This is a genomic window from Nocardia beijingensis NBRC 16342 (genome assembly GCF_001612785.1).
Lineage (GTDB): Bacteria > Actinomycetota > Actinomycetes > Mycobacteriales > Mycobacteriaceae > Nocardia > Nocardia beijingensis.
In genome coordinates this window covers 121,709-144,678 of the sequence record NZ_BDBC01000045.1, presented here as the reverse complement: position 1 = coordinate 144,678, position 22,970 = coordinate 121,709, and the positions used below count along the sequence as shown (strand labels likewise).

Genomic DNA, 22,970 nt, shown 5'->3' with positions numbered 1-22,970 from the left:
GTCGTTCCGACCCGAAGGTGGCCCCCCGGCGAACTTCCGGTGAACCCTGCGCCCACCGGCGGGCAGCGCCGAACGCGCCGCCGCGCAACCGGTCAGAGGCCGAAGCTGCCCGGACCCCGTCTGCGCAGGTACTTCTCGAATTCCGCCGCGATGGCATCGCCATCGATCTTGGCCATCGCCTCGTTCACGTCGACCGCGGCGTCGCCACGCTCCTCCAGCGAGCGGACGTACTCGCTGATCTCCTCGTCACCCACGGTCATCTCGTTCACCGCGGTCTCCCAGTCCTCGGCCTGCTTGGGCAGCTCGCCCAGCGGCACCTCGATGTCGAGCACGTCCTCGACCCGGTGCAGCAGCGCGATCGTCGCCTTCGGATTGGGCGGCTGGGAGACATAGTGCGGGACGGCGGCCCAGAACGACACCGCCGGGACCCCCGCCTTCACGCACTGGTCCTGCAGCACGCCGGTGATCCCGGTCGGACCCTCGTACCGGGTCTGTTCCAGGTTGAACCGCTCGGCCGCCTCCTTGCTGTAGGCCGAGCCGGTCACCGGCACCGGGCGGGTGTGCGGAGTGTCCGCGAGCAGCGCTCCGAGAATGACCACGGTCTGCACCCCGAGCTGCTCGATGAACTCCAGCAGGTCGCCGCAGAAGCTGCGCCAGCGCATATTCGGTTCGATGCCGCGCAGCAGCACCACGTCGCGGTCGCTGCCGGGGGGCGAGCAGACCGACAGCATCGTCGACGGCCACTGGATTTCCCTGGTCACACCGTCCACCTGACGCACCGTCGGCCGGTTGACCTGATAGTCGTAGTAATCCTCGGAGTCGAGCTCGGCCAACGGCTCGGCGTCCCAGATCAGTTCCAGATGCTCGACGGCGCCGCTGGCCGCGTCACCGGCGTCGTTCCACCCCTCGAAGGCGGCGACCAGTACCGGATCCCGCAACGTCGGCAGTTCCGGATCGGGAGTTTCACTGGCGTTCACTCGGTCAGCCTACGGCGTGCGGCGAAATGGCGTGTCGTATGACGGCCGGACCGGGTGGCGTGTTTCCGCGCGCGGACAGGGCGGCGCCATGCGGCGCGTGTGGTCCAGAACACCGAGGCTCGACGCCGTGGCCTGGATCGTCGGCCCCGCCCACTACGCTGGAGCGCATGTCTGCGTCCATCCCCGCCGAGTTCGACACCACGCTACTCGACACGCTGCGCCGCCGTGTCGTCATCGGCGACGGTGCGATGGGCACCATGCTGCAAGCGGCCGATCTGACCCTGGACGATTTCCGCGGGTTGGAGGGCTGTAACGAGATCCTCAACGACACCCGTCCCGACGTGCTGCGCGGCATCCACCGTGCCTATTTCGAAGCGGGCGCCGACGCGGTCGAGACCAATACTTTCGGCTGCAACCTGCCCAATCTCGCCGACTACGACATCGCCGACCGGATCCGCGACCTCTCCGAGGGGGGCACCCGGCTGGCTCGCGAGGTCGCCGACGAGATGGGGCCGTCCCCCGACGGTACGCCACGGTATGTGCTCGGCTCGATGGGGCCGGGCACCAAGCTGCCCACGCTCGGTCACGCCCCGTTCGCCGCGCTGCGCGACGCCTACACCGAGGCCGCTCTCGGCATGCTCGACGGCGGCGCCGACGCCATCCTCATCGAGACCTGCCAGGACCTGCTGCAGGTCAAGGCGGCGGTGACCGGCAGCAAGCGCGCGATGGCGAAGCTGGGCCGCCGGATCCCGATCATCACCCACGTCACGGTGGAGACCACCGGCACGATGCTGGTCGGCAGCGAGATCGGCGCGGCGCTGACCGCGCTGGAACCGCTCGGCATCGACATGATCGGCCTGAACTGCGCGACCGGCCCCGACGAGATGAGCGAACACCTGCGGCACCTGTCGCGGCACGCGCAGGTGCCGGTCTCGGTGATGCCGAACGCCGGGCTGCCGGTGCTCGGCGCCGACGGGGCGGTCTACCCGCTCACCCCCGAGGAACTGGCGGTCGCGCTGCGCGGGTTCGTCACCGAGTTCGGCCTCGCCCTGGTCGGCGGCTGCTGCGGGACCACGCCCGAGCACATCCGCCAGGTCACCGCCGCGGTGCGCGAGGTCGAGCCGACCCTGCCGCCGATCGCCGAGCGGCGCGCCCCGGTGCACGAGCCGAGCGTGTCGAGCATGTACACCGCGGTGCCGTTCGAGCAGGACGCCTCGGTGCTGATGATCGGCGAACGCACCAACGCCAACGGCTCCAAGGCGTTCCGCGACGCCATGCTCGCAGGGGACTGGCAGAAGTGCCTGGACATCGCCAAGGATCAGACCCGCGACGGGGCGCACATGCTCGACCTGTGCGTCGACTACGTCGGCCGCGACGGCACCCGCGACATGGCGGAGCTGGCGAGCAGGCTGGCAACCGCCTCGACGTTGCCGATCATGCTCGACTCCACCGAGACCCCGGTGCTGCGGGCCGGGCTGGAACACCTGGGCGGACGCTGCGCGGTCAACTCGGTGAACTACGAGGACGGCGCCGGTCCCGATTCGCGTTTCCAGCAGACCATGCGCCTGGTGGCCGAGCACGGCGCGGCCGTGGTCGCGCTGACCATCGACGAGGAGGGCCAGGCCCGCACCGCGGCGAAGAAGGTGGAGATCGCCGAGCGGTTGATCGCCGACATCACCGGCAACTGGGGGCTGTCGGAGAGCGACATCATCATCGACACGCTCACCTTCACCCTCGGCACCGGCCAGGAGGAGTCGCGCCGCGACGGGCTGGAGACGATCGAGGCCATCCGCGAGCTCAAGCGCCGTCATCCACGGGTGCAGACCACCTTGGGTCTGTCCAATATCTCCTTCGGCCTCAATCCGGCCGCCCGCCAGGTGCTCAACTCGGTGTTCATGCACGAATGCGTCCAGGCCGGTCTGGATTCCGCGATCGTGCACGCCTCCAAGATCCTGCCGATCAGCCGCATTCCGGAGGAGCAGCGGGAGGTCGCGCTGGATCTGGTGTACGACCGCCGCGCGGAGGGTTACGACCCGCTGCAGAAACTGATGGCGCTGTTCGAAGGCGTGTCCACCTCCTCGTCGAAGGCCTCGCGTGCGGAGGAACTGGCCGCGCTCCCGCTGTTCGAGCGGCTGGAGCGGCGCATCGTCGACGGTGAACGCGCCGGAATGGAAGCCGACCTGGATGCGGCCATGGCCGAGGTCCCACCGCTGCAGATCATCAACGAGACCCTGCTCGCCGGGATGAAGACGGTCGGCGAGCTGTTCGGGTCCGGCCAGATGCAGCTGCCGTTCGTGTTGCAGTCCGCCGAGGTGATGAAGGCCGCCGTCGCGTATCTGGAGCCGCACATGGAGGCCACCGACGACAGCGGCAAGGGCCGCATCGTGCTGGCCACCGTGAAGGGCGACGTGCACGACATCGGCAAGAACCTGGTCGACATCATCCTGTCGAATAACGGCTACGAGGTGGTCAACCTCGGCATCAAACAGCCGATCGGCACCATCCTGGACGCGGCGGTGGACAAGAAGGCCGACGTCATCGGCATGTCCGGCCTGCTGGTCAAGTCGACCGTGGTGATGAAGGAGAACCTCGAGGAACTCAACGCCAAGGGCGTCGCCGAGCAGTTCCCGGTGCTGCTGGGTGGTGCGGCGCTCACCCGCTCCTACGTGGAGAACGACTTGGCCGACGTCTACGAGGGCGACGTGCACTACGCGCGCGACGCGTTCGAGGGCCTGCGGCTGATGGACGACATCATGACCCGCAAGCGCGGCGGCGACCTCGACCCGGACAGCCCCGAGGCCATCGCCGAGCGGGAGAAGGCCGCCGAGCGCAAAGCGCGCCACGAGCGTTCCAAGCGGATCGCCGCGGAACGCCGTGCGGCCGAGGCGCCCGTCGTGGTGCCGGAGCGCTCCGACGTCGCGGCCGACCTGCCCGTGCCGGTGCCGCCGTTCTGGGGCACCCGCGTGGTGAAGGGCCTTGCGGTGCACGAGTATTCGGGCCTGCTGGACGAGCGGGCGCTGTTCCTGGGGCAGTGGGGCCTGCGTGGGCAGCGCGGCGGCGACGGACCCGGCTACGAGGAATTGGTGGAGACCGAGGGCAGGCCGCGGCTGCGCGCCTGGCTGGACCGGTTGAGCACCGAGGGCGTGTTACAGCATGCCGCGGTGGTGTACGGCTACTTCCCCGCGGTGTCCGAGGGCGATGACGTCATCGTGCTCACCGAGCCGGAACCCGATGCCCCGGAACGCCACCGCTTCACCTTCCCGCGTCAGCAGCGCGACCGGTTCCTGTGCATCGCCGACTTCATCCGTTCGCGGGAGCACGCCCGAGCGACCGGCCAGGTGGACGTCCTGCCGTTCCAGCTGGTCACGATGGGTCAGCCGATCGCCGACTTCGCCAACGAACTGTTCGCGGGCGACAGCTACCGCGATTACCTCGAGGTGCACGGCATCGGCGTCCAGCTCACCGAGGCGCTCGCCGAGTACTGGCACCGCCGCATCCGTGAGGAACTCGTCCTCGACGGCCACGCGGTCGCCGACTCCGACCCGGCGGACGTGCAGGAGTACTTCAAGCTCGGCTATCGCGGCGCACGGTACTCCTTCGGCTACGGCGCCTGCCCGGAGTTGGAGGACCGCGCCAAACTGGTCGATCTGCTCGAGGCCGACCGCATCGGCGTGGTGCTCTCCGAGGAGCTGCAGCTGCATCCGGAGCAGTCGACGGACGCCTTCGTCCTGCTGCATCCGGAGGCGAAGTACTTCAACGCGTAAGCGCTCGCAGTGCGGCGCCGACGCCCGGACGGCCTCGGCGCCGCACTGTCGTCGGTTCTTGCGCGGTCGGCTCGGAATTCTCACCCGGGCTGTTCGGCTGGTCTTGGATGACCACGGTCCCGTCTCGAGCACGCACGCCCGAATCAACCGGCACTCCACGCTCGGCCAGTCGGGTCGCCATCGGTTCACCACCCACTGGGTGATCAGGCCGCGTGCGGCGGTCGTTCGGCGACCGGTCTCGGAAGCCGATCTTGCTCTGCCGGTCATCGGACGGAGCGGGTGAGCGCGCATCACTGGTTCGCCTCGTCTCATGGCGGCTCGGCGCTGCCCTCGGGTCGGTGGCCGCCACGCCGACGACCCGCTGTGCGCGATGGGGTGTCGTGGTCCGTTCGCGCAGCCGGTCATAGCGAAATGCTCTCACGTCAAGGGCCTTGGCTACCTGGCCGGATGTCGCGTCACGCGCTGATCGAGGCGCTCGTCGGCGCGTCATCGTTGGCGGGCGCGCGGCGCTGACCTGCGCGATCGCCCGTGCCCGCGCGGGGAGGTGGATGTCTGTCGGGTGGATGTGCCATTGTCGAAGGCGTTGTAACTGCATCCGGGGCAGTCGGCGGATGCGTTCGCGTCACTGCTCAGTGGTGCAAAGCACCTCGGCGCGTACGCTTTCGGAGTCCCTCCTGGCTTGCGCGTGGAGTGCGAAAAGGCTAGGCGCGCACGTAGGAGAGGCACACCACCATGACGGCGGATCGATTGATCGCGGGACGGTACCGGCTCACGGATCCGATCGGCACCGGCGCCATGGGTGTGGTCTGGCGGGCCACCGACGTCCGGCTGCAGCGCACCGTCGCGGTCAAACAGGTGCTCCTCGGTCCCGGACTCACCGGATCGGCTGCGCTGGAGGCGAAACGGCGCGCCATGCGGGAGGGGCGCATCGCCGCGCGGCTGCACCACCCGAACGCCATCACCGTGTTCGACGTGGCCGAGGACGACGGCCAGCCCTGGCTGGTCATGGAGTACATGGACGCGCCGAGCCTGGCGACCAGACTGTCGGGCGGTCGCACGCTGCCGCCGCTCGAGGTCGCGCGGATCGGCGCGCAGGCGGCCGGCGCCTTGGCCGCCGCGCACGACGCGGGGATCATGCACCGGGACGTGAAGCCGGCGAACCTGCTGGTCGCCGACGACGGTACGGTCAAGATCACCGATTTCGGCATCTCCCGCGCGGTCGGCGACGTGACGGTCACGGCCACCGGCTTCCTCGCCGGGACACCGGCCTACTTGTCGCCCGAGGTCGCCCGCGGCGAGGACCCGGAACCGGCTTCGGACGTCTTCGCGCTCGGTTCGACGCTGTACGCGGCGGTGCAGGGCACTCCGCCGTTCGGCGAGGGGGACAACCCGCTCGCCCTGCTGCACGCGGTCGCGCAGGCCGAGATCCGGGCGCCGGAGGCCGCTGGCGCGTTGGGGCCGGTGCTGATGTACCTGCTCGCCCCCGCGGTCGCCGACCGTCCGACCATGCGCGAGGCGAAAGAGGCACTCGAAGCCGTTGCGGCGGGCCGGGATCCCCAGGTGCCCGCGGCGGTGACGAAGGTGATTGCCGCGCCGGGAACGGCCGCCGCCGCGACGACCGTCCTGCCGAACCGGGCCGCCGCCGTTTCTCCGGAGCGGCCGGACGGCACCGGGGTCACCGCCGTCGTGCCGGGTTCGACTGCGCCGCAAGGTGTTACGCCGCCGTCGGCGCCGAAGCGCGCGGCCGGGGTGGTGGCGACGTTGCCGGGCGTCCTGCGCGGACGGCAGCGCGGCCGGCTGGTCGCCGTGGAAGCCGCCGCGGTGGTGGCGGTGCTGATTCTTGTCGCCGTCATCGCGACGCTGACCAGGGCGGACGGCGAGGGTGACGCCACGCCGACGTCCTCGGTCGTGCCTCCGGCCGCCGTGGCCCCCGAGAACGCTCCGTCACCGGCCGACGCGGCCGGGCCGCAGCCGCGACAGGCCCCGGCACAAGCTCCCGCCCAAACCCCCGCGCAGGCTTCGGCCACCCCGGCGCCCCCCTCCGGGCTCGCGCCCACCTCCGCAGGTGTCCCACCGTTGCCGCCCGCCCCTGGGGCCACCCCTCCGGCGCCGACGACGCCCCCCGCCCCGAACCCCACCACCACCCCGCCGCCGCCCAGCAGCACGCCGCAGCCCACCACCTCGAGCCCGGCCCCGACCACGACCGGCCCGACCGCCACCGCGACGACCACCCCGTCCGCACCGACCTCCGACCGGATCGCCTCGTTCATCCAGGGCTACTACGGCATGCTGCCCGGCAACGTGTCCGGCGCGTGGACCCAGCTGGCACCCGGATATCAGGCGCAGACCGGTTACGACTCCTACGTGAACTTCTGGGGCACGATTCGGTCGGTGCGAGTGGGGTCGGTCACGCAGAACGGTGCGAACCGGGCGGTGGTGGCGCTGACCTATACCCTGAAGAACGGCACGACGACCTCCGAGAACCGCTGGATCGAGGTCGTCGGCGACAGTGCGAAACTGCAGATCGCCGCATCCGGCACCTGAGGGGTGAGGTCGAGGGAGGCCGGTCGGTGGCCTGCCTCCGACGGCAGGGTTCGGTACGTTCGTGCGGCCGCTGCGGCGGCCGAAGCCCAGCCGTGCCCATCACCGTGGACATGAACTAGGAGAAGGACCGAAAACGTGACAGCGCGACTGGCCGGAGTGCTCTGGGACATGGACGGCACGCTGCTCGACTCGGAGAAGCTCTGGGACGTCGCGGTGCGGGAACTGGCGCGCGAGCACGGCCACGAGATGACCGACGCGATCCGGCACGCGCTGATCGGGGCGTCGGGCCCGAACGCGCTGCGGATCATGTTCACCGGTCTCGGCATCGAGCCGACCCCCGATTCGCTGCGGGCGGCGGGGGAGTTCCTGGAGCGGCGGGTGACCGAATTGATGACCGGGCCCATCCCGTGGCGGCCGGGCGCGAAGGACGCGCTCGCCATGGTGCGTGCCGCGGGGTTGTCCAGCGCGCTCGTCACCAATACCAAGCGGTCGCTCACGGAGTTCGGTCTGGACACGCTGGGCCGTGACTTCTTCGACGTCTCGGTCTGCGGCGACGAAGTGACGCACGGCAAGCCGGAACCGGATGTCTACCTGCGCGCCGCCGAACTGCTCGGGCTCGATCCGAAACAGTGTGTGGCGGTGGAGGATTCACCGACCGGGGCGCGTGCGGCCCAGGCGGCGGGTTGCGCCGTGCTGGTCGTCCCGTGTGAGATCCCCGTGCCGGACGCGCCGAGGCGGGTCTTCCGGGATTCGCTGATCGGACTGACCGTCGCGGACCTCGAACACGCGCTGCGCGTGCGGGGTTGAGTCGCCATGGTGCTCGCGCCGCACCATGAGTTCGTCGAGAGTTACTGTGCCGCAACGGGTGTGCGCGCAGATGATAGGTGTGACCGTGATCACCGGCAATCTCGCCGAATCCCGGGCGTGTCGGCGAGCGCTCCACCAAAATGACGCCATGGCAGCGTTGGGCGTCCTCGACGAGATCATTGATACCGCACGGTATCCCCTGGCGGACCCGGAAGGACCCGCGCTTCGGGAAGCGGTTCGGCGCGCCCGCGCGGAACTGGCCGAGACCGGTTGCACCGTGCTGCGTGGTTTCATCCGTCCCGAACTGACCGACACGCTGCGTGCGCAGGGCGAGCTGATGGCCCCGCACGCGCACTACGAGGTCGAGCGGGTCAACGCCTACAACATCCCGCTGGACGCCGACCTGCCGGAGGACCATCCCGGCCGGATCGTGCTGGAGCGGGGAAACGCCTTCGTCCCCCGCGACCGCATTCCCGCCGACGCGCTGATCCACCGGCTCTACACCGACGAGCTGTTCCAGCGCTTCGTGGCCGACTGCTTCGGCCTGTCCGAACTGCACGAGTTCGCCGATCCGCTGGCGGGACTGTGCCTCAACGTCGTCGCGCCGGGAATGTCGCATCCCTGGCATTTCGACACCAACGAATTCACCGTCTCGATGCTCACCCAGCCCGCCGAGGACGGTGGCGTCTTCGAGTACTGCCCCAACATCCGCACACCCGAGGCGGAACATCTCGACGACGTCCGCGCCGTGCTCACCGGCACCGGCGAACGTTTCGTCCAGCGGCTCGAACTGCGTCCGGGCGACCTGCAGCTGTTCCAGGGTCGCTTCTCGTTGCACCGCGTCTCACCCGTCGGCGGTGCGCGCCAGCGCCATTCGGCCATTTTCGCCTACACCGATCGTCCCGGGATGGTCGGCACGGTGGAACGCACCCGGCAGTTGTTCGGCCGCGTGCTACCCGACCACCTAGCCGCCGCGGCCGACGCCGTCCGGGGCGATCGACTGCTCGACTGAGCCGAACGGCTCGACTGACCGAGCTCGACCCGAGAGGACCGACAGTGCCAGTGCCGTTAGATACCACCGGGAAAGCGTCTTTCGACGATATCTACGTCCGCCCCGATCCGCGCGCCTACTACGCGCGCATGTCCGAACTGGACTACCGCATTCCGGAACTGGCCAAACCGTTCTTCCAGCAGCAGATCCGGGAATTCCGCGCCTCCGCCCGGGTCGCCGTGCCGACCGTGCTCGATCTCGGGTGCTCCTACGGCGTGAACGCCGCGCTGCTGCGGCTCGACACCACGATCGGCGAGCTGGCCGAGCACTACGCCGCCGCGGACGCCGACCGGGCCGATCTGATCCGGCGTGACCGAGCCCGCGTCGCGGCGCGGGCCGAGGCCGACGACGTCCGCTTCATCGGCATGGACGCCGCGCGCCCGGCGCTCGAATACGCGCGCGAGGCCGGGCTCCTGCACGACGTGGTGCACGCCGACCTGGAGTCCGGCGAACCGGACGACGAGCAGCGCGCCCTGCTGGCGACCGCCGATCTGGTCGTCTCCACCGGCTGCGTCGGCTACATCACGGAGAAGACTCTGACCCGAGTGGCCACCGCGCACCCGCGCAGGCGGCCGTGGATGGCACACTTCGTACTGCGCATGTTCGACTTCGCACCGATCGAGGCGGAACTCGCCGCGCTCGGCTACCGGACCGAGCAGGCGCCGGGGTTGTACGAGCAACGCAGGTTCGCCTCAGCGGCCGAACAGGCGCAGGTGCTGAACACCCTGTCCGCCAACGGGATCGACACGACCGGCCGGGAAGACCAGGGCTGGCTGTATGCCAATCTGTACGTCTCCAGGCCGCTGCCGAAACATCACGCCGACACCGAGGACTCGCATTGACCGAACGCACCTTCGCCGCCGACGACCACCTTCCCCGGGTGCCCCTGCCGACGCTGGAGGACAGCTGTGGCCGGTTCCTGCAGTGGTGCGAGCCGCTGCTGACCGCCGACGAGATCGCCGCCACCCGCGCGGCGGTCGACGACCTGTTGCGGCCCGACGGGCCCGGCCGCACGCTGCACGCGGCGCTCGCGGAGTACGACGCGACGCCCGGCGTCGGCAGCTGGCTCGACCTGTTCTGGCCGTCGCGGTATCTGGGCAGGCGTGACCGGATCGCCCTGAACGCGAACTTCTTCTTCCTGTTCCGGGACGACACCCCACTGGCCGCCTCCACCGCCGCGACCCAGGTGGACCGCGCGGCGGGCATCATCTCCGCCGCCGTCGACTACAAGCTGGCGCTCGACCGGGAGGCCGTCCCGCCGGTGACCCAGCGCGGGCAGCAGCTGTCCATGTGGCAGAACAAGTACCTGTTCTCCGAGACCAGGATTCCCGGCGTGGAGCAGGACACGGTGCGCGTGCCCTACAGCGCGGAATGGCCCGGCCCCTCGCAGGCCCGGCACATCGTGGTGTTCTTCCACGGCAGCACCTTCCGGATGGACGTGATCGGCCCGGACGGAGCCCCGTATTCGCCGGAGGATCTCGCCGACGGGCTGCGCGCGGTGCTGAAGGCGGGCGCCCGACCGGCCCGCACCGACACCGCGGTCGGGCATCTCACCACCAAGGCCCGCGCGGAATGGGCGCAGAGCAGGCAGCGGCTGCTGGCCGAGCCGGTGAACGCAGCGGCGCTGGACACCATCGAGACCGCGCTGTTCGCCGTCTGCCTGGAGGACTTCGCTCCGCGCGACGAGCTGCACGCCTGCGATGAGCTGCTGCACGGCGACAGTGCCAACCGGTGGTTCGACAAATCGGTGTCCTTCATCGTCTTCGCCGACGGACAGGCGGGCATCAATGTCGAGCACTGCGGGCTCGACGGCACGACCATCCTGTCGTTCGTGGACACCCTGCTGGAAACCCCGGTGCAGGAGCACGCCGAACACTCCGGCGCGCAGGCGCAGGGGCTGCCCGCGGTGGAGCCGATCGATTTCGTGCTGGACGAGGCGCAGCGCGGCGACATCGCCGCGGCGGGCGCGGCCTTCGCCCAGTACGCCGCGGCGAACGCCACCCAGACGGTGTCGTTCGAGGATTTCGGCACCGCCAAGGCCAAGCAGCTGGGCATCTCGCCGGACGCGTTCGCGCAGCTGAGCTACCAGTTGGCCCATCGGCGCAGCAAGGGGATCACCGGCGCGACCTACGAGTCGATCGCGACCAGGCAGTACCGCAGCGGCCGCACCGAGGCCATGCGGGTGGTCACCCCGGAGATGATCGCCTTCGTCGACACCATGCAGGACCAGGACGCGAGCACCGAGGCTAAGCTCGCCGCGGCGCGCACGGCCGCGGCGGCGCACGTGGAGCGGGCCAAGCAGTGCCAGGCCGGGGACGCGCCCGAGCAGCACCTGTGGGAGTTGCAGTGGATCCAGCGCCGCCGCGGCGCGGAACTGGGCGTCACCGACCCGATCCCGCTCTACGACAGCCCCGGCTGGACGATCATGCGGGACGACTACCTGAGCACCAGCTCGGCGCCGTCGGTCAACATCCGTTACTTCGGTTTCGGCTCCACCAGCCCCCGGTGCATCGGCATCGCCTACGTCCTGCTGCCGGACCGCTGGAACCTCTACCTCGCCACCCCGAAGCCGGTCGCCGACCAGATGTACGCGTTCGCCGACCATCTCCGCACGGCGGTCGCCGACCTGCAGGCGCTGCTCGCCGGAAACTAGCGGTTCTCCGCCCGGTTCGCCCGGCCCGATCAGGGGCGGGCGAACCGGGCGGTCGCCTTCACCGGCCATCGTGGGCCGGAGCAACGGGCCCGCATCCGGGTCTGAAACAATGGCTCATCGTGAAGAACTTCGAATCCCTGTTCGCCGAGCTGCAGGATCGTGCGGTCAACCGCCCCGAGGGGTCCGGAACCGTTGCCGCGCTGGACGCAGGCGTGCATACCCAGGGTAAGAAGGTGCTCGAGGAGGCCGGCGAGGTGTGGCTGGCCGCCGAACACGAGAGCGACGAGTCGCTCGCCGAGGAGATCTCCCAGCTGCTGTATTGGGTGCAGGTGCTGATGGTGGGTCGCGGGCTGAAGCTCGAGGACGTGTACCGACATCTGTGACGGCCGTCCCACCCCGTTTCTCCTCCCGAAAGGACTCTTTTCATGCTGCGCGTCGCAGTCCCCAACAAAGGCGCCCTGTCCGAATCCGCCGTCTCGATCCTCTCGGAGGCGGGTTACCGCAAGCGCACCGATTCGCGCGACCTCACCGTGCTCGACCCGGCCAATCAGGTCGAGTTCTTCTTCCTGCGGCCCAAAGACATCGCGATCTACGTCGGTTCCGGCGAACTGGATCTCGGCATCACCGGACGTGACCTCGCCCTCGATTCCGGCGCGCCGGTGCAGGAACGGCTCGCCCTCGGCTTCGGCCGCTCCACCTTCCGCTACGCCGCCCCGGCCGGGCGGGAGTGGAAGGTCGACGACCTGAACGACAAGCGCATCGCCACCTCCTACCCGAACCTGGTGCTCGACGATCTGCGCCGTCGCGGCATCGAGGCCGAGGTGATCCGCCTCGACGGCGCGGTGGAGATCTCCATCCAGCTCGGCGTCGCCGACGCCATCGCCGACGTGGTCGGCTCCGGGCGCACGCTGCGCCAGCACAACCTGGTCGCGTTCGGTGAATCGCTGTGCGACTCCGAGGGCGTGCTGGTCGAGCGCGCGGACGCCGATCGCAGCGACCGGGCGCGCAATCAGCTCGTCGCCAGGATCCAGGGCGTGGTGTTCGCCCAGCAGTACGTCATGCTCGACTACGACTGCCCGAAGGACCTGCTCGACGAGGCGTTCGTCATCACACCCGGGCTGGAGTCGCCGACCGTGGCGCCGCTGGCCGACACCGGGTGGGTCGCGGTGCGCGCGCTGGTTCCGCGCAAGCAGAGCAACGAGCTGATGGACAAGCTGGCCGATCTGGGCGCGAAAGCCATCCTGGCCACGGACATCCGCTCCTGCCGGGCATTCTGAACGCCGGATTCATCCGAAACGCCTGATCCGTTCAGGCTGAGCGCAATCGGTGTGCGCTGTGACCGGGTGTTGCTACCGTGCGGCCTCTCGATGAGGAAACGCAAGGAGCACCCGTGTCACAGTCACCACCCGAGGAGCAGTCGGGCAGCACATTCACCTGGAACGAGGACTGGCTGGCGGCGATCGCCGGACTGGTCTTGATCGCGCTGGTCCTGCTCGGCGCGATTCCGGATTGGCTGGTGCCGTGATGGCCGAGCTCGGCGCCGGAGCGGCGAAGGAACCGGAGACACTGGCGGACAACGGATCCGCGCCCGACGCGCCGTCCGGGCTCCCGTCGTCGGAGACCGAGGCGGTGCAGGCGACGTCGCGGCCGACCGTCGCGGCCATCGCCGCCGGTGTCGCGGTCGTCGTCGTGCTGGGCGCGCTCACCCGCTACTTCGAGACACACGTCCCGCGGTGGTCGGTGGACACCCCGTTCCAGCGGGTCGCCAAGTCGATCGAATTCCCGGTGTACGCCATCGCCCTCGGCCTGCTCGGCAATGTCGTGCTGAGCAAACTCGCACTGCGGGACCGGCTCTCGGCGGGCTTCCGCACCGAATTCTTCATCAAGACCGGTGTGGTGCTGCTCGGCGCATCGATCAACCTGAAAGTTCTGGTCACCGCGGCGGGCCCGTCGATCCTGCAAGCGCTGCTGCTGATCACGACCGTGTTCGGCTTCACCTGGTGGCTGGGCGGACGTCTCGGGCTGGACGACAAGCTGCGCGCGCTGCTGTCCTCGGCGGTGTCGATCTGCGGTGTCAGCGCGGCCATCGCCGCGGCGGGCGCGGTGCAGGCGCGGCGTGAGCAGATCGCCTACGCGGCCTCGCTGGTGATCGTCTTCGCGCTGCCGTCGATCTTCCTGCTGCCCTGGCTGGCGGGGGTGTTCGGGCTGTCGGATGAGGTCGCGGGCGCCTGGATCGGCGGCAATATCGACACCACGGCGGCGGTCGCGGCCTCGGGCGCGATCGCGGGGGAGAAGGCGCTGCAGATCGCGACGATCGTCAAGACCACGCAGAACGCGCTGATCGGCGTGGTCGCCATCGCGCTGACCGCGTACTTCACCCTGCGCGTCGAGCGGACGCCCGGTGCGGTGCGGCCGTCGCCGCGCCAGTTCTGGGAGCGGTTTCCGAAGTTCGTGCTCGGCTTCATCGCCGCCTCGATCATCGGCACGCTGTACCTGCAGGCGGTGGACAAGAAGTCCGGCGCGGCGCACATCGCGATCGTCAACGATCTGCGCACCTGGTTCCTGATCTTCGCGTTCGTCTCCATCGGCCTGGAGTTCTCGCTGCGCGGACTGCGGGAAGCGGGCTGGCGGCCGGTCGTGGTGTTCGGTTCGGCCGCGGTGGTGAATCTCGCGGTTGGCCTCGGGCTCTCGGTGCTGCTGTTCCACAATTTCACCGCCTGAGATCCGGCTCCCATGGGTACGCAACCGAAACCAGGGCACGCGGTGCCGCTCGCTCTCGGACTGCGGGATCGGGCGGCCCGCCGTTCGGGAAATGTTCACCGGCCGGATTCGCGGGTCGGCTCGAAACGACCGGGCTCATCAGGGAGACTGTCGAGCGTGCCGGACAGGATCGACGACGAGAAGGCCGCGGCGGAGCCGGGCCGACGGGCGAGTACCTCGATGGCCGGTGATGTCCCCGAGCGCGGCCCGGCGTGGCGGCGCATCCGTGATCTGTTGATCGTCGCGGGTGACGCGGTCCTGGTCGCGGTGCTGATCGGGGCGGTCCTCCTGCTGGGCGAGCGCGGGACGTCGTTGGACTTCCTGATGGCCGCGCTGGGCCACTAGGACGTCAGTCCGAGACGGCTTCGGCCAGGGTCTCGTCCGGGGATTCGGTGACGCCATCGCGCGGCCAGCCGGGGTAGGGCGGTGGCGTGCCGCCGAACGCCGGGCACAGTGGCTTGTAGTCGCAGTACGAGCACAACCAGCTCGTGTTCGGCTGGAAGTCCCCGGTGCGGCCCGCCTCGAGGATGGCCGCCCACAGCGCCGAGAGCGTGCGCTCGAAGCGCAGCAACTCCTGCTCCTCGGGGGCGTAGGTGAGGATCTGCTCGTCGGCCAGGTAGATCAGCCGTAGCTGGGCGGGCACGAGACCGCGCGTGCGCAGCACCACCAGCGCGTAGAACTTCAGCTGGAACAGCGCCTTGGTCTCCTGCGTCGGCCCGGGGACGCGGCCGGTCTTGTAGTCCACCACCCGCAGGGCGCCGCTCGGCGCGATGTCGATCCGGTCGACGAACCCGCGCAGCGGCGCGCCGTCGGCGAGTTCCACCTCGACCCGCGCTTCGCGCGATTCCGGATCGAACCGGGTCGGGTCCTCCAGCCGGTAGTAGCGCCGCACCAGCGCGCGCACCTCGTCGAGGAACGCGTCGAGTTGCCCCGCGGCGATCAGTTCCGCCACCTCCGGCTGTTGCGCGTGCACCCGCGCCCACGCCGGCGGCACCAGGGCCTCGGCGCGCTGGAGCACCCGCTCGGCCGCGGGCAGCCCGTAGAGATCCTCCAGCACCGCGTGCACCACCGTGCCGCGCACCGCGTGCACCGACGGCCGCTCCGGTATCCGATCGATCGCGCGGAAGCGGTATTTCAGCGGACACTGCTTGAAATCCATTGCCCGGGAGGGCGAGAGCGCGGGCCGGGCGCGGGGAGCCGCCGCATCGGGCTGGGAGGCCCGCGCGTCGTCGGCAGGGGGCGTGGACACGGGCGAGCACATACCTGGCAGGCTATCCGGCGGCACCGACACCCCGGGTGCCGGACAGCACGGAACCCAACGAGCGAGACGGAGATTCATGACGGCCAGACGGACCGGGCCATTCACCATCGGTGACCGGGTGCAGCTGACCGATGCCAAAGGGCGCCTGTACACGGTGGTCCTGGAGCCGGGCAAGGAATTCCACACCCATCGCGGCGGGATCAAGCACGACAGCCTGATCGGCGCCGACGAGGGCAGCGTGGTGCATTCCACCAACGGCACGCCCTACCTCGCGCTGCGCCCGCTGCTGATCGACTACGTGCTGTCCATGCCGCGCGGCGCGGCGGTCATCTATCCGAAGGACGCCGCGCAGATCGTGCACGAGGGCGACATGTTCCCCGGCGCGCGCGTGCTGGAAGCGGGCGCCGGATCCGGTGCGCTGACCTGCTCGCTGCTGCGGGCGGTTGGTCCGCAGGGGCAGGTGGTGTCCTACGAGATCCGCGACGATCACGCCGAGCACGCGATCCGCAACGTCGAGACGTTCTTCGGCGAGCGGCCGGCGAACTGGTCGCTGACCGTGGGCGACGTGGCCGACTACACCGGGGAGCCGGTCGATCGCGCCGTGCTGGATATGCTCGCGCCGTGGGACGCGCTACCGGCGGTGTCCAAGGCGCTGGTGCCCGGCGGCGTGCTGATCGTCTACGTCGCCACCGTCACCCAGCTGTCGAAGGTGGTCGAAGCGCTGCGCGAGCAGGAGTGCTGGACCGAGCCACGCTCCTGGGAGTCGCTGGTGCGGCCGTGGCACGTGGTCGGGCTCGCGGTGCGGCCGGAACATCGCATGCAGGGCCACACCGCCTTCCTGGTCAGCGCCCGCAGGCTGGCCGAGGGCACCGTCACGCCCAAGCCGCAGCGCAGGCCGTCGAAGGGCTGAGCGCGGCCGGGCGGGCGAAGTGCGTGGCCGCCGGGCCCGGCTCAGGCCGGGACGCAGGGCGCCTGCGCGAAGCCGAGCAGCAGGCAGCCGCTCGCGTCCGACAGCTTCCAGGTGCCGTCGACGTTTTCCCAGCTCAGCGGCACGGCGGGCGCCGAGCCGTGCGGGGAGGTGATGGTCACCTGCGCGTTCGCGGTGTTGCCCTGGGTGGTGATGTCGGCGACGGCGAAGGTGAGCGCGTAACCCTGCAGGCCCTTGTTCATCTGGTCGATGTTCGCCGTGCGCTTCTCACCACCGACGATCAGTGTGGCCTTCTCCGCGGTGGGTACAGTCGGATCGGCGAGCTTCACCAGCACGGCCTGCAAGGTCTCCGCGGTCGGCGCACCGGTCGCATGAGCGGAGTGATCGTGGGTACCCGACGCGGCGGCGCTGGTGGTGGCCGAGCTCGCCGCGCTGGTGGAGTCGTCGTCGGAGCCGCACGCCGCCACCGCGCCGGAGATGGCCACCGCCGCCGCGGCGGTGACAAGGGAAAGACGCAAGGTTCTCGCGGGAAGGAGCATGGTCGGCAACCTTTCGGCTCGGCGGCGAGCACGCTCGCCATGGTCGGGTTAGGGGAGGCTAACATGGTGGTCCGGCCGCCGATCGCGGCCCAGATGTGATCACCACGAAACCATGTCGGAAAGCGAGAACGGGTCGCGCCCGGTAGCGTTGATAGACCGGGACTGGGAGGAGCAGCACATGAGCCCCATCGAGAATTCGGATTCGGCGGCCTGGAGAGAGCTCGAGGCAGTGCGCGCCGAGGCGGCTGCACTCCGAAGGCAACTCGCCGACTCGCCGGATCGCACACGGGAATTGGAAGCCCGCATCGATTCGCTGACCATTCGCAACACGAAGCTGATGGACACACTCAAGGAAGCGCGCCAGCAACTGGTCGCGCTCCGCGAGGAGGTCGATCGGCTGGGTCAGCCGCCGAGCGGATACGGCATTCTGATCGGTGTGTACGACGATCAGACGGTCGACGTGTTCACTTCGGGTCGCAAGATGCGGTTGACGTGTTCACCGAACATCGAGACCTCGACGCTCGAATACGGTCAGACCGTCCGCCTCAACGAGGCGCTCACGGTCGTCGAGGCCGGGCACTACGACGCGGTCGGCGAGATCGGCACCCTCCGGGAGATCCTCGACGACGGGCGTCGCGCCCTGGTCGTCGGCCATGCCGACGAGGAGCGCGTGGTGTGGCTGGCGGGCCCGCTGGCGAAGGTCGCCGAGATGGACGACCTGGACGACCCCGATTCCCCCATCCGCAAGCTGCGGCCGGGCGACTCGCTGCTGGTGGACACGAAGGCGGGATTCGCCTTCGAGCGCATCCCCAAGGCCGAGGTCGAGGACCTCGTGCTGGAAGAGGTGCCCGACGTCGACTACAGCGACATCGGCGGTCTCGGCAGGCAGATCGAGCAGATCCGCGACGCGGTGGAGCTGCCGTTCCTGCACAAGGACCTCTTCCGCGAGTACGCGCTGCGTCCGCCGAAGGGCGTGCTGCTCTACGGTCCGCCCGGCTGCGGTAAGACGCTCATCGCCAAGGCGGTGGCCAACTCGCTGGCCAAGAAGATCGCCGAGGCGCGCGGTGAGGATGCCAAGGAAGCCAAGTCGTACTTCCTGAACATCAAGGGTCCCGAGCTGCTCAACAAGTTCGTGGGCGAGACCGAGCGCCATATCCGGATCATCTTCCAGCGGGCCAGGGAGAAGGCCTCCGAGGGCACGCCGGTGATCGTGTTCTTCGACGAGATGGACTCGATCTTCCGCACCCGCGGCTCCGGCGTCTCCTCGGACGTCGAGACCACGGTGGTGCCGCAGCTGCTGTCGGAGATCGACGGTGTCGAGGGCTTGGAGAACGTCATCGTGATCGGCGCCTCCAACCGTGAGGACATGATCGATCCGGCGATCCTGCGGCCGGGCCGCCTGGATGTGAAGATCAAGATCGAGCGTCCGGACGCGGAGTCGGCGCAGGACATCTTCTCGAAGTACCTCACCGAGGACCTGCCGCTGCACGACGACGATCTGGCCGAGTTCGGCGGCGACAAGGTCTTGTGCATCAACGCCATGATCGAACGTGTCGTCGACCGGATGTACGCCGAGAGCGAGGACAACCGCTTCCTGGAGGTCACCTACGCCAACGGTGACAAGGAGGTCCTGTACTTCAAGGACTTCAACTCCGGCGCCATGATCCAGAACATCGTGGACCGCTCCAAGAAGTACGCCATCAAGGCGGTGCTCGACACGGGCAACCCCGGTCTGCGCATCCAGCATCTCTACGATTCGATCGTGGACGAGTTCTCCGAGAACGAGGACCTGCCCAACACGACGAATCCGGACGACTGGGCCCGCATCTCCGGCAAGAAGGGCGAGCGGATCGTCTACATCCGCACGCTGGTCACCGGCAAGAACGCCAGCGCCAGCCGCGCCATCGACACCGAGTCGAACACCGGTCAGTACCTGTAAGGTCGCGCCGGTCACGAAGGGCCGCGCCTCTCCGGAGGCGCGGCCTTTTCGCTGTCCGGGTTCGGGTCACGCCTGGGCCGGGCCGATCGTCAGCTCGCGGGGAAGCCCGAACCGGGGATGGAGGGCGTCGAGATGGAAGCGGGTGATTCCACTGAGGCGGTCGCCCGCGGGCGTGAGGACGATCAGGCCGGCCGGGGTGGCAACCGGCCGGAAGCCGTCGTCGAGATAGGTGCCGAACGCGGGCAGCCCGTTGGCGTGCGTGGGCAGCAGGTGGGTGCGGCGTTCGCCGCGGTAGGCGAAGGAAGCGGACAGGAACGCCGCGATCGCGGCCCGGCCCTCGTACTCGTGTGGCGCGGGAGGCATCGATAGCCAGGCGTCATCGGTGAGCAGTGCGACGAAGCCGTCGATGTCGCCCGCGAGGTAGGCCGCGGCGAAGCGGCGTGCGAGGTCGCGTTCGTCGGGTGCGGCCCGCCGCGGGACGCGGTGCCCGCGATACCGGTCGAGCGATGCTCGTGCGCGTTGCAGGTTCCCTTTGACCGCGAAAGGGGTGACGCCGAGGAGTTCGGCCACTTCGGCGACCGGGAAACCGAGCACGTCGCGCAGCACCAGGCTCGCGGCTTGGCGGGGTGGCAGCCGCTGCAACCCCGTGACGAAGGCGAGTTCGACCGCTTCGGCGGCCGCGTAGCGGGCTTCCGGGCCGGGTGCGGGGTCGGCGAGCTCGGACTGGTCGATGGGGTACGGCTGCAACCAGCGGAGCTCGCCCCTGCGGGTGGGTTCGGGCGGCGTGAACGGCGGCACGGGCTCCGGCGGGAGGCGGCGCCGGGCGTCGCGTACCGCGTTGAGGCAGCGATTGGTGGCGATGCGATAGAGCCAGGAGCGCAGCGAGGAGCGCTGCTGGAACCCGGGCAGGCCGCGCCAAGCCGCCAGCAAGGTCTCCTGGAGCATGTCCTCCGCGTCGGTCAGCGAGCCGAGCAGGCGATAGCAGTGCAGCTCCAGTTCGCGCCGGTACGGGTCGATGAGGGCGCGAAACGCCGCCTCGTCGCCCGCGCACGCCCGTTCCAGGATGCTCTGCCGCACGCCGCCGATGGTGCCAGTTCTCGGGCGATTCCACACGGTGCGTTCCGTCGTGACCGTTCGCGGTGTCACTACTGACAGCACGGCGACGCGCCGATGCCTACCGGAAGGAGACACCATGTCGGAACCGACCGCACTGCGGACCTCGCTGGCGTTCTATCACGCCTGGACCGGACACGATTTCGCCGAGGCCATGACCTATGTCGCCGAGGAGATCGTCTGCGACGCGCCCGCCGGGCGGATCACCGGAGCCGCGGCATTCCGCGAATTCCTCGAACCGTTCAGCCGGATCCTGACCGGCGCGACCTTGCTCGCGTCGTTCGGTGACGACCGCACCGCGCTGCTGATGTACGACACCGTGACAGTTCCGGTCGCACACGCGCCCGGCGCCGAGTGGCACACGGTGGTCGACGGTCGCATCACCTACATCCGGATCGTCTTCGACCGGGCGCCATTCGACGCCGCTAGGGCCGCCGCCCGCTAGCGGCGGATACTCGGCCGCCCGTGCTAAAATTTGACCATGCGGCCAGAAAATAGTACGGACGGCCAACGGAGATCGTTCATCGAGGAGGCGCGGCGGCGGCAGATCATCGCCGCCGCCGTCGAGGTGATCTCGGAGGTGGGGTACGCGAACGCTTCGCTGGCACGGATCGCCGAGCGCGCGGGCATCTCCAAAGGCGTCATCTCCTACCACTTCGACGGCAAGGACGATCTGATGACGCAGCTGGTGGTCCAGCTGTACGTCTCGGCCGCGGAGTACATCGCTCCGCGGGTCGCCGCGGCGGCCGGACCGCGCGCGAGCCTGCTGGCCTACCTCGAATCGAACCTCGGCTTCATCGACGCCAACACCACGTACGTGGCGGCCCTGATCGAGGTGGTGACGAATCTGCGGGACGCGGACGGCAACCCGAAGTTCACCTCCGCCGACGGCGAACGCGACATCATCGCGCCCTTGACCGACATCCTTTCCGAAGGGCAGCGCAGCGGCGAGTTCGGCGAGTTCGACCCGCTGTTGATGGCCAAGTCCATTCGCGACGCCGTCGACGGCGCGGCCGGACGGGCGGTGCGGGAACCGGATTTCGCGATGGACGCGTACGCGGCGCACCTGTGCCGGTTGTTCGACGTAGCGACCAGGGGATGAGGATGACTGAAGTGCTGGACACCCACCGGCGCCGGGATGACGCCCAACCGCTGCCCGCGTTTGCCTTCGGCGGGGTCGGCGCGGTGGCGGCGCTGGGCGCGCTGGCGCTGCTGGTCTCGATCGGGCGGTACGGATTCTTCGGTGACGAGCTGTATTTCGTCGCGGCGGGCCGCAGGCTCACGGCCGGTTACGCCGATCAGGGGCCGTTGCTGCCCGCGCTCGCGCGGACGATGGACCTGCTCGCCCCGGATTCGCTCGTGGCACTGCGCCTTCCGGCTGTGCTGGTCACGGTGGCCGCGGTGGTGCTGACCGCGCAGATCGCCAGGGAGTTCGGGGGCGACCGCCCGGCGCAGGTGCTGGCCGCCGCCGCTTACGCCACCTCGCCGTTCCTGCTGGTGCAGGGTACTTTGCTGGCGACCAACACGATCGACACGGCGCTGTGGGTGGTGGTGAGCTGGCTGGTGATCCGCTGGGTCCGCACCCGCCGCGACGGGTTGCTGCTGGCCGCCGCGCTGGTCACCGGGGTGGACATGCAGGTCAAGTGGCTGATCCCGTTCTTCTGGATCGCGCTCGCGATCGGGGTGGGGATCTACGGACCTCGTGAGCTGCTGCGCCGCCCCGCCCTGTGGTGGGGCGGCGTGATCGTCGTCGTGACGTCGGCGCCCGGTCTGGTGTGGCAGGCAGGGCGCGGATGGCCGCAGCTGCGTCTGGGTGGTGTGGTCGCCGCGGAACAGGCCACGATCGGCGGGCGCTACAGCTGGCTGCCGCTGGCCCTCGCCTCCGCCGGTGTGCTCGGCGGCCTGTTGCTGGTGTATGGCGTGTGGGTGCTGTTTCGCGCCGAAAGCTTGCGGCCCTACCGGTTTCTCGGGCTGATGCCGCTGGTCCTGGTCGGCGTCTTCATCGCGACCGGTGGACGGCCGTACTACGCGGCGGGCTGCTACGGAGCGCTGATCGCGGCCGGTGCGGTGCGCTGGACGGCGAACCGGCGGCGCTCGCGGGTGATCCTCACCGTCGCGGTGGGCGTGCTATCCCTTGCCGTGCTTGTCTTCTCGCTGCCCTTGCGACCGGAGTCCGATATCGAGCCGGTCGACACCCAGGCTCAGGCGGGGTTCGAGATCGCGATCTACGGGCGGTTCGGCTGGTCGGAACTCGCGGCCGGGACGGCGGCGGCCTACGCGGCGTTGCCGGAGCCGGAGCGGGCAGCGGCCGTGGTGATCGCCGATTCCTATTGGCAGGCAAGCGCTCTGGATCTCGCCCGCGGGTCCTATGGTCTGCCCGCCGTCTACAGCCCCAATCGCGGCTTCGGCTACTTCGGCACCCCGCCGGACACGGCGACGACGGTGCTGTGGGTCGGCGGCGCCGAGGCCGACGTGCGCGCGCACTGCGCCGAGGTGAGCGCGGTCGGTCAGGTCGACGCCCGGCTCGGATATCCGGGGGTCACCCGCGGCGTCACCGTCTGGCGCTGCGCGCGACCGCTCGCGCCGTGGTCGCACGCTTGGCCGGAGATGTTGCGGCTGAATTGATCGTGCGCC

General features: G+C 69.6%; 20 protein-coding genes. 16 read left to right on the top strand and 4 right to left on the bottom strand.

Features of this window, described 5'->3' with window-relative positions:
* Positions 1 to 92: 92 nt before the first annotated feature.
* Positions 93 to 977 carry a PAC2 family protein gene (locus NB3_RS24180; RefSeq protein WP_039798445.1) on the bottom strand — a complete coding sequence of 295 codons (885 nt, stop codon included), beginning with the start codon at positions 975 to 977 and terminating at the stop codon, positions 93 to 95.
* 167 nt (positions 978 to 1,144) lie between these two features.
* Here NB3_RS24180 and metH point away from each other — a divergent pair, with 167 nt between their 5' ends.
* The 11 genes from metH to NB3_RS24130 all read left to right on the top strand — a co-directional run bounded on the left by metH (position 1,145) and on the right by NB3_RS24130 (position 14,901).
* Positions 1,145 to 4,741 carry a methionine synthase gene (gene metH / locus NB3_RS24175; RefSeq protein ID WP_157111983.1) on the top strand — a complete coding sequence of 1,199 codons (3,597 nt, stop codon included), beginning with the start codon at positions 1,145 to 1,147 and terminating at the stop codon, positions 4,739 to 4,741.
* A gap of 732 nt (positions 4,742 to 5,473) precedes the next feature.
* Positions 5,474 to 7,285: a serine/threonine-protein kinase gene (locus tag NB3_RS24170; RefSeq protein WP_067807783.1), complete on the top strand. Its 1,812-nt coding sequence runs from the start codon at positions 5,474 to 5,476 to the stop codon at positions 7,283 to 7,285.
* A gap of 135 nt (positions 7,286 to 7,420) precedes the next feature.
* Positions 7,421 to 8,092 carry an HAD family hydrolase gene (locus NB3_RS24165; protein WP_371855933.1) on the top strand — a complete coding sequence of 224 codons (672 nt, stop codon included), beginning with the start codon at positions 7,421 to 7,423 and terminating at the stop codon, positions 8,090 to 8,092.
* Positions 8,093 to 8,240: 148 nt separating this feature from the next.
* Positions 8,241 to 9,104 carry a HalD/BesD family halogenase gene (locus tag NB3_RS24160; protein WP_067807866.1) on the top strand — a complete coding sequence of 288 codons (864 nt, stop codon included), beginning with the start codon at positions 8,241 to 8,243 and terminating at the stop codon, positions 9,102 to 9,104.
* A 44-nt stretch (positions 9,105 to 9,148) separates the two neighbouring features.
* Positions 9,149 to 9,985, top strand: a complete 837-nt coding sequence (locus NB3_RS24155; protein WP_067807780.1) for a class I SAM-dependent methyltransferase — start codon at positions 9,149 to 9,151, stop codon at positions 9,983 to 9,985.
* Positions 9,982 to 11,796: a choline/carnitine O-acyltransferase gene (locus NB3_RS24150; protein ID WP_067807777.1), complete on the top strand. Its 1,815-nt coding sequence runs from the start codon at positions 9,982 to 9,984 to the stop codon at positions 11,794 to 11,796. The genes NB3_RS24155 and NB3_RS24150 overlap by 4 nt, the downstream gene beginning before the upstream one ends.
* Positions 11,797 to 11,897: 101 nt before the next feature.
* Positions 11,898 to 12,179: a phosphoribosyl-ATP diphosphatase gene (locus NB3_RS24145; RefSeq protein WP_174315390.1), complete on the top strand. Its 282-nt coding sequence runs from the start codon at positions 11,898 to 11,900 to the stop codon at positions 12,177 to 12,179.
* Positions 12,180 to 12,221: 42 nt separating this feature from the next.
* Positions 12,222 to 13,073, top strand: a complete 852-nt coding sequence (hisG, locus tag NB3_RS24140) for an ATP phosphoribosyltransferase (RefSeq protein WP_067807774.1) — start codon at positions 12,222 to 12,224, stop codon at positions 13,071 to 13,073.
* 113 nt (positions 13,074 to 13,186) lie between these two features.
* Complete coding sequence (locus NB3_RS36620) at positions 13,187 to 13,321, top strand: hypothetical protein (RefSeq protein ID WP_267468030.1); 135 nt, start codon at positions 13,187 to 13,189, stop codon at positions 13,319 to 13,321.
* A complete protein-coding gene (locus NB3_RS24135; RefSeq protein ID WP_084823615.1) occupies positions 13,321 to 14,517 on the top strand; it encodes a YeiH family protein in 1,197 nt (398 codons plus the stop codon). The genes NB3_RS36620 and NB3_RS24135 overlap by 1 nt, the downstream gene beginning before the upstream one ends.
* A 156-nt stretch (positions 14,518 to 14,673) precedes the next feature.
* Positions 14,674 to 14,901: a hypothetical protein gene (locus tag NB3_RS24130; RefSeq protein WP_067807771.1), complete on the top strand. Its 228-nt coding sequence runs from the start codon at positions 14,674 to 14,676 to the stop codon at positions 14,899 to 14,901.
* A 4-nt stretch (positions 14,902 to 14,905) separates the two neighbouring features.
* Here NB3_RS24130 and NB3_RS24125 read toward each other — a convergent pair whose 3' ends face one another.
* Positions 14,906 to 15,817: a RecB family exonuclease gene (locus tag NB3_RS24125; protein WP_067807769.1), complete on the bottom strand. Its 912-nt coding sequence runs from the start codon at positions 15,815 to 15,817 to the stop codon at positions 14,906 to 14,908.
* Between the two features lie 76 nt (positions 15,818 to 15,893).
* Here NB3_RS24125 and NB3_RS24120 point away from each other — a divergent pair, with 76 nt between their 5' ends.
* Positions 15,894 to 16,727 (top strand): tRNA (adenine-N1)-methyltransferase, encoded by an 834-nt coding sequence (locus NB3_RS24120; protein ID WP_067807767.1) that lies wholly within the window; start codon positions 15,894 to 15,896, stop codon positions 16,725 to 16,727.
* Between the two features lie 41 nt (positions 16,728 to 16,768).
* Here the strand turns inward: NB3_RS24120 and NB3_RS24115 are convergent, their stop codons facing one another.
* Positions 16,769 to 17,284, bottom strand: a complete 516-nt coding sequence (locus NB3_RS24115) for a WKL family lipoprotein (protein WP_067807765.1) — start codon at positions 17,282 to 17,284, stop codon at positions 16,769 to 16,771.
* Between the two features lie 178 nt (positions 17,285 to 17,462).
* On the opposite strand from NB3_RS24115, the gene arc reads away from it, so the two are divergent.
* Positions 17,463 to 19,223: a proteasome ATPase gene (gene arc, locus NB3_RS24110; protein WP_039798439.1), complete on the top strand. Its 1,761-nt coding sequence runs from the start codon at positions 17,463 to 17,465 to the stop codon at positions 19,221 to 19,223.
* Positions 19,224 to 19,289: 66 nt separating this feature from the next.
* On the opposite strand, the gene NB3_RS24105 is transcribed toward arc, so the two are convergent.
* Positions 19,290 to 20,300 (bottom strand): RNA polymerase subunit sigma-70, encoded by a 1,011-nt coding sequence (locus tag NB3_RS24105; RefSeq protein WP_067807859.1) that lies wholly within the window; start codon positions 20,298 to 20,300, stop codon positions 19,290 to 19,292.
* A gap of 115 nt (positions 20,301 to 20,415) precedes the next feature.
* Here NB3_RS24105 and NB3_RS24100 point away from each other — a divergent pair, with 115 nt between their 5' ends.
* From NB3_RS24100 to NB3_RS24090, 3 genes are read left to right on the top strand one after another with little or no spacing between them, the layout of a single operon-like run.
* Positions 20,416 to 20,781 (top strand): nuclear transport factor 2 family protein, encoded by a 366-nt coding sequence (locus NB3_RS24100; protein WP_067807763.1) that lies wholly within the window; start codon positions 20,416 to 20,418, stop codon positions 20,779 to 20,781.
* Between the two features lie 36 nt (positions 20,782 to 20,817).
* Positions 20,818 to 21,438, top strand: coding sequence for a TetR/AcrR family transcriptional regulator (locus NB3_RS24095; RefSeq protein ID WP_067807760.1), 621 nt, complete (start codon positions 20,818 to 20,820; stop codon positions 21,436 to 21,438).
* Positions 21,439 to 21,440: 2 nt separating this feature from the next.
* On the top strand, positions 21,441 to 22,961 hold the full coding sequence (locus NB3_RS24090; protein WP_157111982.1) for a glycosyltransferase family 39 protein: 1,521 nt from the start codon (positions 21,441 to 21,443) through the stop codon (positions 22,959 to 22,961).
* Positions 22,962 to 22,970 lie beyond the last annotated feature (9 nt).

What these genes read in the sequence shown, in the direction of transcription:
- NB3_RS24170 (WP_067807783.1), top strand. Translation starts at nt 5,474, where the DNA reads ATGACGGCGGATCGATTGATCGCGGGACGGTACCGGCTCACGGATCCG.
- NB3_RS24120 (WP_067807767.1), top strand. Translation starts at nt 15,894, where the DNA reads ATGACGGCCAGACGGACCGGGCCATTCACCATCGGTGACCGGGTGCAG.
- NB3_RS24135 (WP_084823615.1), top strand. Translation starts at nt 13,321, where the DNA reads ATGGCCGAGCTCGGCGCCGGAGCGGCGAAGGAACCGGAGACACTGGCG.
- NB3_RS24095 (WP_067807760.1), top strand. Translation starts at nt 20,818, where the DNA reads ATGCGGCCAGAAAATAGTACGGACGGCCAACGGAGATCGTTCATCGAG.
- NB3_RS24090 (WP_157111982.1), top strand. Translation starts at nt 21,441, where the DNA reads ATGACTGAAGTGCTGGACACCCACCGGCGCCGGGATGACGCCCAACCG.
- metH (WP_157111983.1), top strand. Translation starts at nt 1,145, where the DNA reads ATGTCTGCGTCCATCCCCGCCGAGTTCGACACCACGCTACTCGACACG.
- hisG (WP_067807774.1), top strand. Translation starts at nt 12,222, where the DNA reads ATGCTGCGCGTCGCAGTCCCCAACAAAGGCGCCCTGTCCGAATCCGCC.
- NB3_RS24160 (WP_067807866.1), top strand. Translation starts at nt 8,241, where the DNA reads ATGGCAGCGTTGGGCGTCCTCGACGAGATCATTGATACCGCACGGTAT.
- NB3_RS24100 (WP_067807763.1), top strand. Translation starts at nt 20,416, where the DNA reads ATGTCGGAACCGACCGCACTGCGGACCTCGCTGGCGTTCTATCACGCC.
- NB3_RS24125 (WP_067807769.1), bottom strand. Translation starts at nt 15,817, where the DNA reads ATGTGCTCGCCCGTGTCCACGCCCCCTGCCGACGACGCGCGGGCCTCC.
- arc (WP_039798439.1), top strand. Translation starts at nt 17,463, where the DNA reads ATGAGCCCCATCGAGAATTCGGATTCGGCGGCCTGGAGAGAGCTCGAG.
- NB3_RS24115 (WP_067807765.1), bottom strand. Translation starts at nt 17,284, where the DNA reads ATGCTCCTTCCCGCGAGAACCTTGCGTCTTTCCCTTGTCACCGCCGCG.